We start from the raw sequence: 14,206 nt of genomic DNA, 5'->3' as shown, positions 1-14,206 counted from the left end.
GGACGGCACCCGCCTCCGGCCCCACCGCGAACTCGGGACCGGTTACCCACCCGACGACTGGGCCCCACCGAGTCGAGAAGGACTTCGGGCCGACGACCCCGCTTGCGCATCCGGTAGGTGACCGTAGCCCGAGAACACCTGCTCCTCGTGGGGAAAGAGTCCGGCGTACCCCTCTCCCGGGGTGTCGTGCCGCGATCGGAGTCAGATCGTGATGATCGTGGTGTGTCCGCCGCAGAGGAGAGTGAGGTCCTCCGGGTCCGAGGTCAGGACGGCGACCGGTCCGGGCGCGGCGAGGGCGGTGGCGGCGAGCATGGCGTCGATGGCGTGTTTGTGGCCGTGCAGGCCGTCGCCGCCTCGCCGTTCGCCCGGCGGCCGTACGACCTCCGGCACTCCGCGCTCTCCACGTGGCTCAACGTGGGGTGGACGCTGCCGAGGTCGCCGAGTGCGCCGGCGACGGCGTGGAAGTTCTGCTGACCCGGTACGCGAAGTGTCTCGACGGCCGTCAGGAGGTGACCAACAGGCGCATCGAGGACCTGCTGCGCGAGTACGAGTGAGAGTCCCTGATCGCTAGGCTTTGTGGCCCCTGGACCTGTCCAGGGGCCTTCGTCGTTCAATGCGGTTGCCTGAAGACCGTGTTGCCGAGGTCGGTACCTGGCTGGGGTCTGTCCAGTGGGTCAGACGCGATCGCCCTGTCTCGAAAGGCCTGGAAGTCTGCCCAGCTGGCGGAGGTGTCGTCCTTGAGCAGTTCGCCGGTCGAGCAGTCGAAGGGGCGACAGCCGAGGGTTCGGGAGATGTGGAAGATCACGGGGAGCACGTCGTTCTCCCCGCCCCGGACATGGAGCATGACCGACTCGACGGGGTCGCCTTCGCCGATGCCGATTTCGATCACCCAGGTAGGGCCGAGCAACTCGCCCCAGGTGGGATCGGTGAGATCGACGTCGCCAGCGGCTGACCTGAGTGCCTTGTGAACGCTGGACCGGCTGCCGATGGGAGGGGGCTCGTGATCGGCGGGGAGATCCTCGATCGATGCGAGGCCCGCAGGTAGCGGCAGCAGCAGAACGTCCCAGCTCATGGCACTCCCCACCCGAGGTTCGCGGGAGAAGCTATCTGCCGGCGCTGGCGCTCGTCTCCACGAGCCCTCGTCGCTCCTGGGGTTGACCTGCGCCGATGCCCCAAGAATCTGTCCACGAATAGTCCACGGACCCCGACATACGGCGGCTCAGGGCGGCACGCGCCTGCACATGCAACAAGACCCCGCGTCCAGCGTTTCCGCTGATCACGGGGTCTTTTGGCACTTCCTGCGAAGTGCCCCCGGCAGGATTCGAACCTGCGCACACGGCTCCGGAGGCCGTTGCTCTATCCCCTGAGCTACGGGGGCGTCCGCCGCGTTCGGCGGCGACGGGTAGAACCCTACCAGCTCCCGGGGTGTGCCCGTGAACAGGTATTTCCGGGGTGTCATCGGGGGAGAGGTCCCCCGCACGGGGCGGAAGTGGGTAAAACCCGGACGCGGCCGTCGGGGGCGGCCTACTCTCGTTCGTGTGTCAGGCGCGTCCGGCCGGGTGCTCGTTGTCGACGACAACAAGGTGATCCGGCAGCTGATCAGGGTCAATCTCGAACTCGAGGGGTTCGAGGTCGTGACCGCGGCCGATGGTGCCGAGTGTCTGGATGTCGTGCACCGGGTCCGTCCCGATGTCGTCACCCTCGATGTCGTCATGCCCCGCCTCGACGGGATCAGGACGGCCGAGCGGTTGCGCGCCGACGCGCGGACCCGGCACCTTCCGGTCGCCATCATCAGTGCCTGTGGTGAGCGAGAGGCCGCCGAAGCGGTCGCCTCCGGCGTCGACGCCTTCCTCCCCAAGCCCTTCGAGCCGACCGAACTCATCCGTCTCGTCCGCCAGTTGTTGCTCCGCGAGCGCCGGGAGCGTTCCGTCGCGGCCGGGCAGGACGGCGGGGAGGAGCCGGCCGCGGCGGTCGGCGGGCTGCGGTCCGCCCTGGCGGACGGGTCCCGGGACGGCCTCCACGGGTCCTGGGAGGCTTCTCACGGACCCAACGACGGCCCTCTCGGCCCCCGTGACGGTCTCCTCGACGGACCGGCCGAGCCCGGTTCCGACTGAGTCCCGTTCCGGCTGAGCCCCTTCCGGCTGAGGCCGGCCCGATCGTCCGCCGGTCCGTGCGGTCGATCCTCTTCCCGGCCGGTCCGACCCGGTCGGCGTCTCCGCCGGTCCATCGGCCGGCATCCCCGTCGGCCCACCGGTCGACGTCCCGCCGCCCGGCCGTCCGGTCACCCATCCGCCCTGCTGATCACCCGGCCGTCCGGTCACCCGTCTGCCCGGCCGTCCGGTCACCCGCCCACCCGACCGACCGAACGTCTCCGCCTCCTCCCCGCCACCCCCGCCGGACCCGGTCCCTCCGCCGCCCCCTGCCCGCATGGCGAAACCGGTTCGCGTCGGTACCCCCCTCCTCCCCTAGGCTTGACCCGTGACCCCCGCGGACCTCTCCCTCACCGTGCTGCGCGCCGTGCGCCGCGCGGTCGACGACGGTGCCCTGCGGGTCGAGGTCCCTCCCCGGGTGAAGGTCGAGCGGGCCCGGCCCGGTGGCGCGGGGGAGTACGCCAGCAGCATCGCCCTCGTCCTCGCCCGGCCCGCCGGGCGCAGCGCCCTCGACGTCGCCGGGATCATCGAGGAACGGCTCCGAGACGTCCCGGAACTCCGGCGCGTCGAGATCACCGGGCCCGGATTCCTGAACTTCACCCTCCGGGGAGACGCCGACGCCGACCTCGTACGGGGGATTCACGAGGCCGGCCCCTCCTACGGGCACAGCGACGCCCTCGCCGGGACCACCGTCCGCTTCGCCCGTACGACCGAGCCGCGCGCCGCGCTCGTGACCGGAACCCTCGTCCGGCTGCTGCGCACCCAGGGGGCCGACGCCGGAGTCGGCGAGGACAACGAGGACGGCGAACGGCCGTACGTGCACCCCGCCACCCCCGACGGCGACAACGAAAACGGCGACAGCGACAGCAACGACGGCGGCACCGGCACCGACGTCCTCCGGTGGGCCTTCCTGCGCCCCGCCCCCCACGACCGGCCCCTCGACCCCGCCCCCCTCCTCGTCCAGCACGAGCGCAACCCCCTCTTCCGGGTGCGGTACGCGTACTCCCGGACCCGTAGGCTGCTCGTCAACGCACAGCAGCTCGGGTTCTCCCCCTCGTACGGCGCACACGGCACGCACGACGCGCGCGGCGCACACGACGCGCACGAGCCGTACGGGGCCCCCGCCGGCGCGGCCGTACTCCTCGGCCTCCTCCGCGACCACCCCGTCGTCCTCCTCGCCGCCGCCCGCCACCGCGCCCCCGACCGGGTCGCCCGGCACCTGGAAGCCGTCGCCGACGCGCTGCTCGCGTTCCAGCACACCGTTCTGCCGCTCGGCGACGAGAAACCCTCGGCCGCCCACCGTTCCCGGCTCGCGCTCGCCGAAGCCGCCGGGACGGTGCTCGCCGGTGGCCTCTCCGTGCTCGGCATCAGCGCACCCGACCGGATCTGAAAGAGCAGACACAGACATGAGCCGTTCCGCCCACCCCGCAGGGCCCCGCCACGCCGACGTCCTCCCCGAGGGCCACTACTCCGCCCCGCCCGCCGACCTCAACGCCCTCGACCCGAAGGTGTGGTCCAGGACCGTCGCGCGGGACGAGCGCGGGATCGCCACCGTCGGCGGGATCGGGGTCGACGCGCTCGCCGAGGAGTTCGGCACGCCCGCCTACTTCCTCGACGAGGCCGACTTCCGCGCCCGCTGCCGTGCCTGGGCCGACGCCTTCGGCAAGGACGCGGACGTCTTCTACGCCGGGAAGGCGTTCCTCTCCCGGGCCGTCGTGCGGTGGCTCGCGGAGGAGGGGCTGAACCTCGACGTCTGCTCCGGCGGCGAGCTCACCACCGCCCTCTCGGCCGGCATGCCCGCCGACCGCATCGCCTTCCACGGCAACAACAAGAGCGAGCAGGAGATCGAGAAGGCGGTGAGCGCCGGTGTCGGCCGCATCGTCCTCGACTCCTTCCAGGAGATCGTCCGCGTCGCCCACGTCGCCCGGGCCCTCGGCAAGCGCCAGCGCGTGCAGATCCGGGTCACGGTCGGCGTGGAGGCCCACACGCACGAGTTCATCGCCACCGCCCACGAGGACCAGAAGTTCGGCATCGCGCTCGCCGGGGGACAGGCGGCCGAGGCCGTGCGGCGGGCCCTGCAGCTCGACGGGCTCGAACTCGTCGGCATCCACTCGCACATCGGCTCCCAGATCTTCGACATGGCCGGTTTCGAGGTGTCCGCCCGCCGCGTCGTCCAGCTCCTCGCCGAGGTGCGCGACGAGCACGGCGTCGAGCTGCCCGAGATCGACCTCGGCGGCGGCCTCGGCATCGCCTACACCTCCGGGGACGACCCGCGCGAGCCGCACGAGATCGCCAAGGCGCTGAGCGAGATCGTCACGCGGGAGTGCGAGGCCGCCGGGCTCCGCACCCCCCGGATCTCCGTCGAGCCCGGGCGGGCCATCGTCGGCCCCACCGCCTTCACCCTCTACCGGGTCGGCACGATCAAGCCGCTCGACGGGCTGCGGACGTACGTGAGCGTCGACGGCGGCATGTCGGACAACATCCGCACCGCCCTCTACGACGCCGAGTACAGCGTCGCCCTCGTCTCGCGGACCAGCGACGCCGAGCCGATGCTCTCCCGCGTCGTCGGCAAGCACTGCGAGAGCGGCGACATCGTCGTGCGGGACGCCTTCCTCCCCGCCGACCTGGCGCCCGGCGACCTCCTCGCCGTGCCGGCCACCGGCGCGTACTGCCGCTCCATGGCGAGCAACTACAACCACGCGCTCCGCCCGCCCGTCGTCGCCGTCCGCGACGGCGAGGCGCGCGTCATCGTCCGCCGCGAGACGGAGGAAGATCTCCTGCGCCTGGACGTCGGGTGATGAAATAGTCGGGTGATGGAATTCATGTCTCACGATCCGGACGAGGGGCGGAATCCCCCGTCCGGTGAGTGAGACTGGTCCTCGCCGTAGAGACCGTAGAGATACGAACGCAGAACTACGAAGCAGTACGAGAAACGAGGTCGGATGATGCGTACGCGTCCGCTGAAAGTGGCGCTGCTGGGCTGTGGAGTGGTCGGCTCAGAGGTGGCGCGCATCATGACGACGCACGCCGACGACCTCGCCGCGCGCGTCGGCGCCCCGGTCGAGCTCGCCGGCGTGGCGGTCCGCCGCCCGGACAAGGTCCGCGAGGGCATCGCCCCGGAACTCGTCACCACCGACGCCGCCGCCCTGGCCGCGCGCGAGGACATCGACGTCGTCGTGGAGGTCATCGGCGGGGTCGAACCGGCCCGCACCCTGATCACCACCGCCTTCGAGCACGGCGCCTCCGTCGTCTCCGCGAACAAGGCGCTGCTCGCCCAGGACGGCGCGACCCTCTACGCCGCCGCCCAGAAGTACGGGCAGGACCTGTACTACGAGGCCGCCGTCGCCGGCGCCATCCCGCTGCTCAGGCCGCTGCGCGAGTCCCTCGCCGGCGACAAGATCAACCGCGTGATGGGCATCGTCAACGGCACGACCAACTTCATCCTCGACAAGATGGACACCTCCGGCGCCGGCTACTCCGAGGCGCTCGACGAGGCCACCGCCCTCGGGTACGCCGAGGCCGACCCGACCGCCGACGTCGAGGGCTTCGACGCCGCGGCCAAGGCCGCCATCCTCGCCGGGATCGCCTTCCACACGCGGGTGCGCCTGGACGACGTCTACCGCGAGGGCATGACCGAGGTCACCGCCGCCGACTTCGCCTCCGCCACGCGCATGGGCTGCACCATCAAACTGCTCGCCATCTGCGAGCGGGCCGCCGACGGGGGCTCCGTCACCGCGCGCGTGCACCCCGCGATGATCCCGCTCAGCCACCCGCTGGCCTCCGTCCGCGAGGCGTACAACGCCGTCTTCGTGGAGGCGGAGGCCGCCGGACGGCTCATGTTCTACGGTCCCGGCGCCGGCGGTTCGCCCACCGCCTCGGCCGTGCTCGGCGACCTCGTCGCCGTGTGCCGTAACAAGCTCAACGGGGCCAACGGCCCCGGCGAGTCCGCGTACACCCAGCTGCCCGTCAGCCCCATGGGCGAGGTCGTCACGCGCTACCACATCAGCCTCGACGTGGCCGACAAGCCGGGCGTCCTCGCCCAGGTCGCGACGGTCTTCGCCGAGCACGGCGTATCCATCGACACCGTGCGCCAGCACGGCCGTCAGGACGGAGGCGGCGAGGCGTCCCTCGTCGTCGTCACCCACCGCGCGCCCGACGCCGCCCTCTCCGGGACCGTCGAGGCACTGCGCAAGCTCGACACCGTGCGCGGTGTCGCCAGCATCATGCGTGTTGAAGGGGAGTAAGGACCCATGACCAGCAAGGGCACCCACCAGTGGCGCGGCATCATCGAGGAGTACCGGGACCGCCTTCCGGTCACGGACACGACGCCGGTCGTCACGCTCCGTGAGGGCGGTACGCCGCTCGTTCCCGCTCAGGTCCTCTCCGAGCGCACGGGCTGCGAGGTGCACCTCAAGGTCGAGGGCGCCAACCCCACCGGCTCCTTCAAGGACCGGGGCATGACCATGGCCATCACCCGGGCCAAGGAGGAGGGCGCGCGGGCCGTCATCTGCGCCTCCACCGGCAACACCTCCGCCTCCGCCGCCGCCTACGCGGTGCGCGCCGGCATGGTCTGCGCCGTCCTCGTGCCCCAGGGCAAGATCGCGCTCGGCAAGATGGGCCAGGCCCTCGTGCACGGCGCGAAGATCCTCCAGGTCGACGGCAACTTCGACGACTGCCTCACCCTGGCCCGCGCCCTCTCCGACAACTACCCGGTGGCGCTGGTCAATTCGGTCAACCCGGTCCGCATCGAGGGCCAGAAGACCGCCGCGTTCGAGATCGTGGACATGCTGGGCGACGCGCCCGACATCCACGTCCTGCCGGTCGGCAACGCGGGCAACATCACCGCGTACTGGAAGGGGTACGGGGAGTACGCCGCCGACGGCACGGCCACCCGCCGGCCGCGCATGTGGGGCTTCCAGGCCTCGGGTTCCGCCCCGCTCGTGCGCGGCGAGGTCGTCAAGGACCCGTCGACGATCGCCACCGCGATCCGCATCGGCAACCCCGCCTCGTGGGAGTACGCGACCGCCGCGCGCGACGAGTCGGGCGGCTTCATCGACGAGGTGACGGACCGTGAGATCCTGCGCGCCTACCGCCTGTTGGCCGCGCAGGAGGGCGTCTTCGTCGAGCCCGCCTCGGCCGCCTCGGTCGCCGGCCTGCTGAAGGCCGCCGAGCAGGGCAAGGTCGACCCCGGCCAGCGGATCGTCTGCACCGTCACCGGCAACGGCCTCAAGGACCCCGACTGGGCCGTCGCCGGCGCGCCGCAGCCGGTCACCGTCCCGGTCGACGCCGTGGTCGCCGCCGAGCGGCTCGGCCTGGCCTGATCCCGACCCCCGCGGGGCCCTCGTCCGGGCCCCGCGCGCGGAGGAGCCCCGCTCTCCGCACGGAGGAGCGGTACCGCTCGAAACCCGATCAGGAACGTACATAGGCGCACAGGTTGGCGCGCGACACGCATCGTGCGCCTCCTGTGCGCCCTATGTCGCCGCGGAACCTTCCTTCGATAGGCTGTACCGACCCGCCCCGACGCATATGCGCGGTGTCGTTGCCGTTGTCGCCCCCGTGGCCGAAACGGCCCCCGGGTCCCGGTGTACTTCTCTTGAAATACCCGTTGTCCGACATACCCGTTGCCGCAATCAAGGAGAGTCAACGAGCGATGGCCGGTCCAGCGTTCCGCGCCGCCGCCGTACGGGTGCGCGTTCCCGCCACCAGTGCCAACCTCGGCCCCGGCTTCGACGCCTTCGGGCTGTCGCTGGGCCTCTACGACGACGTGGTCGTCCGGGTCGCCGACTCCGGGCTGCACGTCGACATCGCGGGCGAGGGGGCCGAGACGCTCCCGCGCGACGAGAGCCACCTGCTCGTGCGCTCCCTGCGCACCGCCTTCGACCTGCTCGGCGGGCAGCCGCGCGGCCTGGAGGTCGTCTGCGCCAACCGCATCCCGCACGGCCGGGGCCTCGGCTCCTCCTCCGCCGCCATCTGCGCCGGCATCGTCGCCGCCCGCGCCGTGACCATAGGCGGCGACGCCCGGCTGGACGAGGCCGCCCTGCTTGAGCTGGCCACCGAGATCGAGGGCCACCCCGACAACGTCGCCGCCTGTCTGCTGGGCGGTTTCACCCTCGCCTGGACCGATTCCGGCGCCGCCCGCGCGATCAGGATGGACCCTTCGGATTCCGTCGTTCCGGTGGTTTTCGTCCCCGGGAAGCCGGTCCTGACCGAGACCGCGCGCGGACTCCTCCCGCGCACCGTCCCGCACGTGGACGCCGCCGCCAACGCGGGCCGCGCCGCCCTCCTCGTCGAGGCCCTGACCCGCCGCCCCGAACTGCTGCTCGCGGCCACCGAGGACCGGCTGCACCAGGAGTACCGGGCTCCCGCGATGCCCGAGAGCGTCGCGCTCGTCAACAGGCTGCGGGCGGACGGCGTTCCCGCCGTCATCTCCGGCGCGGGCCCCACGGTGCTGGCCCTCGCCGAGCCCGGAACGGCCGACAAGGTCGCCCTCCTCGCGGGTGACGGCTGGGCCGCGAACCGGCTCGGCCTCGACGCGTCCGGGGCGAGCGTCCTGCCGCTGGCGTCCCCGTGACGGGGCCGGAACGCGGGGCGGTGCCCCGGACGGACGGGGCGTCCGGAGCACGGGGCGGTGCCCCGGACGGCGGACCGGCCGGGTACGGGAAACCGCCGTCGACAGGAGATTGCCGGTGAGGGAGAGGGGGAATGTTTGTTGGAGCCGGTAGTGTTAACCTCAAGTCTGCACCCGTCCTCCTTGTGGAGCGGTGCGGAGTGTCCCCTCAGGGACCACCCATTCTTCCGGGAGCCTCCCCAACTGCCTGAGCAGCCCGCCTGAGCAGTTTCGAGCACGCTCCGGAACCGGCACGACACCCCTCGCTCTTCTCTCGGTGAGGGCCGAGCAGGGGGCCTCGGGCCGGACCCACAGCACGTTTTCTCTCTTCCGCCGCACCCGGCGGGACCACCGCCCCGGACTCGGTCCACACATCAGGACCCTGCCGGACAGCACAACCGGTCGCCGAGCCAGATGGCCGACGTCCGCTCCAGGGAAGGACCCTTCGTGAGCGACACCACCGATCTGATGGGCGTGACTGCCGACAGCAGTGTCGACAACGCCGCGCCCGCCGCAGGTGCTGCCACCGGCGGCACCGCACGGCGCCGCCGCTCCGGCACCGGCCTCGACGGCATGGTCCTGGCCGAGCTGCAGCAGGTCGCGTCCGGCCTCGGCATCAGGGGCACCGCGCGGATGCGCAAGAGCCAGCTGATCGAGGTCATCAAGGAGGCGCAGGCCGGAGGAGGCTCCGCCGCGCCCGCCAAGACCGACGACGCCGCCGACACCAAGCCGAAGCGCCGCGCCACCTCCAAGGCCCGTACGGGCGAGACCGCCGCGCCCGCCGCCGAGGCCCCCGCCCCCCAGGCGGAGAAGGCCGAGAAGATCGCCGGCCAGCAGCAGATCGAGATCCCGGGCCAGCCCTCCCCCAAGACTCCGTCGGAGCAGGGGAGCGCCGCCGACGAGCAGCCGGCCGGCGAGCGCCGCCGCCGTCGCGCCACGGCCCCCGCCGGTTCGCCGGAGGGCGGGACCGAGGCCGACCGGGCGGTCAGGACCGAGGTCCGCGCCGAGACCCGTACCGAGGCCCGCGAGCCGAGGGCCGACGCGCAGACCGACACCAGGGCCGAGGCCGCCGCGGACGGCGCCGAGGGCCGTGGCCGCCGTGACCGCGGCGAGCGGGGGGAGCGCGGCGAGCGCCGCGACCGCCGGGACCGCCAGCGCGACCGCAAGGGCGACGACCAGCAGGGCGGCGGCCAGGGCCAGCAGGGCGGCCAGCGCAAGGAGCGCCAGGGCCAGGGCGGCGGTCAGGGCCAGCAGGGCGGCGGCCAGCAGGCCGGTCCGCAGGACGACTACGACGACGAGGCCGGTGGCCGTCGCGGCCGTCGCGGCCGCTACCGCGACCGCCGGGGCCGCCGGGGCCGTGACGACTTCCAGGCCGGCGAGCCGCAGGTCGCCGACGACGACGTCCTGATCCCCGTCGCGGGCATCCTCGACATCCTCGACAACTACGCGTTCATCCGGACCTCCGGCTACCTGCCCGGCCCGAACGACGTGTACGTCTCCCTCGCCCAGGTCCGCAAGAACGGCCTGCGCAAGGGCGACCACGTCACCGGTGCCGTGCGCCAGCCGAAGGAGGGCGAGCGCCGCGAGAAGTTCAACGCGCTGGTCCGCCTGGACTCCGCGAACGGCATGGCCGCCGACTCCGGCCGCGGCCGTCCCGAGTTCAACAAGCTGACCCCGCTCTACCCGCAGGACCGTCTCCGCCTGGAGACCGACCCGGGCGTGCTGACCACCCGGATCATCGACCTCGTCGCACCGATCGGCAAGGGCCAGCGCGGTCTGATCGTGGCCCCGCCGAAGACCGGCAAGACCATGATCATGCAGGCCATCGCCAACGCGATCACGGTCAACAACCCCGAGTGCCACCTGATGGTCGTCCTGGTCGACGAGCGTCCGGAAGAGGTCACCGACATGCAGCGGTCGGTCAAGGGCGAGGTCATCTCCTCGACCTTCGACCGTCCGGCCGAGGACCACACCACCGTCGCCGAGCTGGCCATCGAGCGCGCCAAGCGCCTCGTGGAGCTGGGTCACGACGTGGTCGTCCTGCTCGACTCGATCACCCGCCTGGGCCGCGCGTACAACCTCGCCGCCCCGGCCTCCGGCCGCATCCTGTCCGGTGGTGTCGACTCGACCGCGCTCTACCCGCCGAAGCGCTTCTTCGGCGCCGCGCGCAACATCGAGGACGGCGGCTCGCTGACCATCCTCGCCACCGCGCTGGTGGACACCGGGTCCCGCATGGACGAGGTGATCTTCGAGGAGTTCAAGGGCACCGGCAACATGGAGCTCAAGCTCGACCGGAAGCTCGCCGACAAGCGCATCTTCCCGGCCGTCGACGTCGACGCCTCGGGCACGCGCAAGGAGGAGATCCTGCTCGGCAGCGACGAGCTGGCCGTCACCTGGAAGCTGCGCCGCGTGCTGCACGCGCTCGACCAGCAGCAGGCGATCGAACTGCTCCTCGACAAGATGAAGCAGACGAAGTCGAACGGCGAGTTCCTCCTCCAGATCCAGAAGACCACCCCCGGAGCGAACAACAACAACGACTGACGCGGTCCACGAGACCCGCGTCGCACGGCGGAGGCCGGGCCCCGGCCCGTGACTCCGCCGTGGTCCGCGCCGCCCGCCGCGCCCACCGTGTCCGCACGGTGGGCGCGGCGGCGTTTCCGGCCGGTGCCCGGCCGCGTCCGCGCGGTGTCCGGCGGCGGTGTCACGGGCCGGGGCCCGACGGCGGTGTCCGGGGCGGTCGGCCTCCCGCCCGCCGCCCGTGCCCGGGGCCGCGCCCGCCGCCGTGTCCGGGGCCGTGGAGGCCCGGCCCGGAGGACGGCCCCGGGGGGTGCCGCGGGACGGCCCGGAGGGCGGTCGGGATGCCGTGGGACGGGTCGAAGGACGGTCGGGGGGTGCCGCGGGACGGACCGGAGGACGGTCGGGGACGCCGCAGGACGGCCCGGAAGGCGATCGAGGCCGCCGTGGGATGGGCCGGGAATACCTCCGGGCCGCCCCCGGTTTTGGGAGATGCGGCCAGTCCTGGCAGACTGGTACGTCGGCCCCGGTTCACGCATGCCGCAACCCGCGGTAGCGACCCGGTGCCCTCCCGGAACATAGGAGACACCTTGAAGCGCGAGATCCACCCCGAGTACGTCGAGACCCAGGTCAGCTGCACCTGTGGCGCGTCGTTCACCACCCGCAGCACCCTCACCGACGGCACCATCCGTGCCGAGGTCTGCTCCGAGTGCCACCCGTTCTACACGGGCAAGCAGAAGATCCTCGACACCGGCGGCCGCGTCGCCCGCTTCGAGGCCCGCTTCGGCAAGGCTGCCGGCTCCGCCAAGTAGCGAGCCACTGCGCCGGTCCTCGGCTGCCCCGCGCGGGCGGCCGGGACCGGCGCTTTGCCGTCCCGTAGCAACCCACGAAAACCCAGGAGCCCCCGATGTTCGAGGCGGTCGAGGAACTGGTCGGCGAGCACGCCGATCTCGAGAAGAAGCTCGCGGACCCGTCGGTCCACGCCGACCAGGCGAACGCGCGCAAGCTCAACAAGCGCTACGCCGAGCTGACCCCGATCGTCGCCGCCTACCGCTCCTGGAAGCAGACCGGTGACGACATCGAGACCGCCCGCGAGCTGATGCACGAGGACCCGGACTTCGCGGCCGAGGTCAAGGAGCTGGAGAAGCGGCGCGAGGAGCTCACCGACAAGCTCCGCCTGCTCCTCGTCCCGCGCGACCCCAGCGACGACAAGGACGTCATCCTGGAGATCAAGGCGGGCGCGGGCGGCGACGAGTCCGCCCTCTTCGCCGGCGACCTCCTCCGGATGTACCTGCGGTACGCCGAGCGCGTCGGCTGGAAGACCGAGATCATCGACGCCACCGAGTCCGAGCTGGGCGGCTACAAGGACGTCCAGGTCGCCGTGAAGACCAAGGGCGGCAACGGCGCCACCGAGCCCGGCCAGGGCGTCTGGGCCCGGCTCAAGTACGAGGGCGGGGTGCACCGCGTCCAGCGCGTGCCCGCCACCGAGTCGCAGGGCCGCATCCACACCTCCGCCGCCGGCGTCCTCGTCACGCCCGAGGCCGAGGAGGTCGAGGTCGAGGTCCACGCCAACGACCTGCGCATCGACGTCTACCGCTCGTCCGGCCCCGGCGGCCAGTCGGTCAACACCACCGACTCCGCCGTCCGCATCACCCACCTGCCGACCGGCATCGTCGCCTCCTGCCAGAACGAGAAGAGCCAGCTCCAGAACAAGGAGCAGGCCATGCGCATCCTGCGCTCCCGGCTCCTCGCCGCCGCCCAGGAGAAGGCCGAGGCCGAGGCCGCCGACGCCCGCCGCAGCCAGGTCCGCACCGTCGACCGCTCCGAGAAGATCCGGACGTACAACTTCCCGGAGAACCGCATCTCGGACCACCGCGTCGGCTTCAAGGCGTACAACCTGGACCAGGTGCTCGACGGCGAACTGGACGCGGTGATCCAGGCGTGCGTCGACGCCGACTCGGCGGCGAAGCTCGCCGCCGCGTAAGGACCCGAGCCCCACCCCGCACCACGGAGGACCCGCGTGCAGTCACTTTCTGAGGGGCGATCCCCAGGCCCCCGCAGCCTGCTGCTCGCCGAGGTGGCCCAGGCCACCCGGCGGCTGGCCGACGCCGGCGTCCCCTCCCCGCGCTTCGACGCCGAGGAACTCGCCGCGTTCGTGCACGGCGTCAAGCGGGGGGAGCTGCACAACGTCAAGGACGCGGACTTCGACGCCCGCTACTGGGAGACGATCGCCCGCCGCGAGGCCCGCGAACCGCTCCAGCACATCACCGGGCGGGCGTTCTTCCGCTACCTGGAGCTCCAGGTGGGGCCCGGCGTCTTCGTGCCGCGGCCGGAGACCGAGTCGGTCGTCGGCTGGGCCATAGACGCCGTGCGCGCCATGGACGTCGTGGAACCGCTCATCGTGGACCTGTGCACCGGCTCCGGGGCCATCGCCCTCGCCATGGCGCAGGAGGTGCCGCGCTCCCGCGTGCACGCCGTCGAACTGTCCGAGGACGCCCTCGTCTGGACCCGGAAGAACGCCGAGGGCTCCCGCGTCACCGTCCACCGGGGCGACGCGCTGACCGCCCTGCCGGAGCTGGACGGCCAGGTCGACCTGGTCATCTCCAACCCGCCGTACATCCCGCTCACCGAGTGGGAGTACGTGGCGCCCGAGGCCCGTGACCACGACCCGGAGATGGCGCTCTTCTCCGGCGAGGACGGCCTCGACACCATCCGCGGCATCGAGCGCACCGCCCACCGTCTGCTCCGCCCCGGCGGCCTCGTCGTCATCGAGCACGCGGACACCCAGGGCGGACAGGTGCCGTGGATCTTCAACGAGGAGGCCGGCTGGACCGACGCCGCCGACCACCCCGACCTGAACAACCGGCCTCGCTTCGCGACCGCCCGCAAGGCGACGCCGTGACGGCCACCACTGCCCTGACCGCGGCCTCCGCGA

Annotated in this window: 12 protein-coding genes, 1 tRNA gene and 1 pseudogene; 11 read left to right on the top strand and 3 right to left on the bottom strand. The window is 72.3% G+C overall.

Going from position 1 to position 14,206, the window contains the following annotated elements; translation table 11 throughout:
* Window positions 1-201: 201 nt before the first annotated feature.
* The gene (locus ACZ3IL_RS01625) at window positions 202-390 is read right to left on the bottom strand and encodes a hypothetical protein (protein WP_467386834.1); all 189 of its coding nucleotides are present in this window, start codon (window positions 388-390) and stop codon (window positions 202-204) included.
* Between ACZ3IL_RS01625 and ACZ3IL_RS01620 the strand changes: the two are divergent.
* Window positions 343-554, top strand: a pseudogene (locus ACZ3IL_RS01620) (tyrosine-type recombinase/integrase); the annotation flags it as partial. The gene ACZ3IL_RS01625 and the pseudogene ACZ3IL_RS01620 overlap by 48 nt on opposite strands.
* Before the next feature lie 56 nt (window positions 555-610).
* Here ACZ3IL_RS01620 and ACZ3IL_RS01615 read toward each other — a convergent pair.
* Window positions 611-1,072 (bottom strand): hypothetical protein, encoded by a 462-nt coding sequence (locus tag ACZ3IL_RS01615; RefSeq protein ID WP_467385558.1) that lies wholly within the window; start codon window positions 1,070-1,072, stop codon window positions 611-613.
* 234 nt (window positions 1,073-1,306) lie between these two features.
* Window positions 1,307-1,378, bottom strand: a tRNA-Arg gene (locus ACZ3IL_RS01610).
* Between the two features lie 160 nt (window positions 1,379-1,538).
* Here ACZ3IL_RS01610 and ACZ3IL_RS01605 point away from each other — a divergent pair.
* From ACZ3IL_RS01605 to prmC, 10 genes are all read left to right on the top strand, one after another.
* A complete protein-coding gene (locus ACZ3IL_RS01605) occupies window positions 1,539-2,114 on the top strand; it encodes a response regulator (RefSeq protein WP_467385557.1) in 576 nt (191 codons plus the stop codon).
* A gap of 364 nt (window positions 2,115-2,478) precedes the next feature.
* The gene (gene nrtL / locus ACZ3IL_RS01600; protein WP_467385556.1) at window positions 2,479-3,540 is read left to right on the top strand and encodes an ArgS-related anticodon-binding protein NrtL; all 1,062 of its coding nucleotides are present in this window, start codon (window positions 2,479-2,481) and stop codon (window positions 3,538-3,540) included.
* A 16-nt stretch (window positions 3,541-3,556) separates the two neighbouring features.
* Window positions 3,557-4,948 (top strand): diaminopimelate decarboxylase, encoded by a 1,392-nt coding sequence (gene lysA, locus ACZ3IL_RS01595; protein ID WP_467385555.1) that lies wholly within the window; start codon window positions 3,557-3,559, stop codon window positions 4,946-4,948.
* Window positions 4,949-5,092: 144 nt separating this feature from the next.
* Entirely contained in the window at window positions 5,093-6,394 is a 1,302-nt protein-coding gene (locus ACZ3IL_RS01590; RefSeq protein ID WP_467385554.1) for a homoserine dehydrogenase, read from the top strand.
* Between the two features lie 6 nt (window positions 6,395-6,400).
* A complete protein-coding gene (gene thrC / locus ACZ3IL_RS01585) occupies window positions 6,401-7,471 on the top strand; it encodes a threonine synthase (protein ID WP_467385553.1) in 1,071 nt (356 codons plus the stop codon).
* A 329-nt stretch (window positions 7,472-7,800) separates the two neighbouring features.
* Window positions 7,801-8,721, top strand: a complete 921-nt coding sequence (gene thrB, locus ACZ3IL_RS01580; protein WP_467385552.1) for a homoserine kinase — start codon at window positions 7,801-7,803, stop codon at window positions 8,719-8,721.
* 483 nt (window positions 8,722-9,204) lie between these two features.
* Complete coding sequence (rho, locus tag ACZ3IL_RS01575) at window positions 9,205-11,298, top strand: transcription termination factor Rho (RefSeq protein WP_467385551.1); 2,094 nt, start codon at window positions 9,205-9,207, stop codon at window positions 11,296-11,298.
* A 563-nt stretch (window positions 11,299-11,861) separates the two neighbouring features.
* Window positions 11,862-12,083: a 50S ribosomal protein L31 gene (gene rpmE, locus ACZ3IL_RS01570; protein WP_367822033.1), complete on the top strand. Its 222-nt coding sequence runs from the start codon at window positions 11,862-11,864 to the stop codon at window positions 12,081-12,083.
* Between the two features lie 95 nt (window positions 12,084-12,178).
* Complete coding sequence (gene prfA / locus ACZ3IL_RS01565; RefSeq protein ID WP_467385550.1) at window positions 12,179-13,255, top strand: peptide chain release factor 1; 1,077 nt, start codon at window positions 12,179-12,181, stop codon at window positions 13,253-13,255.
* A gap of 36 nt (window positions 13,256-13,291) precedes the next feature.
* The gene (gene prmC / locus ACZ3IL_RS01560; RefSeq protein ID WP_467385549.1) at window positions 13,292-14,173 is read left to right on the top strand and encodes a peptide chain release factor N(5)-glutamine methyltransferase; all 882 of its coding nucleotides are present in this window, start codon (window positions 13,292-13,294) and stop codon (window positions 14,171-14,173) included.
* The last annotated feature ends 33 nt before the right edge of the window (window positions 14,174-14,206 follow it).

The sequence above is a fragment of the Streptomyces sp. NPDC014907 genome (genome assembly GCF_055562975.1).
The sequence above is the reverse complement of the archived record's forward strand: the minus strand, read 5'-3'. Positions and strand labels throughout refer to the sequence as shown.

Coding starts and splice junctions, on each gene's coding strand:
- ACZ3IL_RS01615 (WP_467385558.1), bottom strand. CDS start 1,072: ATGAGCTGGGACGTTCTGCTGCTGCCGCTACCTGCGGGCCTCGCATCG.
- lysA (WP_467385555.1), top strand. CDS start 3,557: ATGAGCCGTTCCGCCCACCCCGCAGGGCCCCGCCACGCCGACGTCCTC.
- ACZ3IL_RS01590 (WP_467385554.1), top strand. CDS start 5,093: ATGATGCGTACGCGTCCGCTGAAAGTGGCGCTGCTGGGCTGTGGAGTG.
- thrC (WP_467385553.1), top strand. CDS start 6,401: ATGACCAGCAAGGGCACCCACCAGTGGCGCGGCATCATCGAGGAGTAC.
- thrB (WP_467385552.1), top strand. CDS start 7,801: ATGGCCGGTCCAGCGTTCCGCGCCGCCGCCGTACGGGTGCGCGTTCCC.
- prfA (WP_467385550.1), top strand. CDS start 12,179: ATGTTCGAGGCGGTCGAGGAACTGGTCGGCGAGCACGCCGATCTCGAG.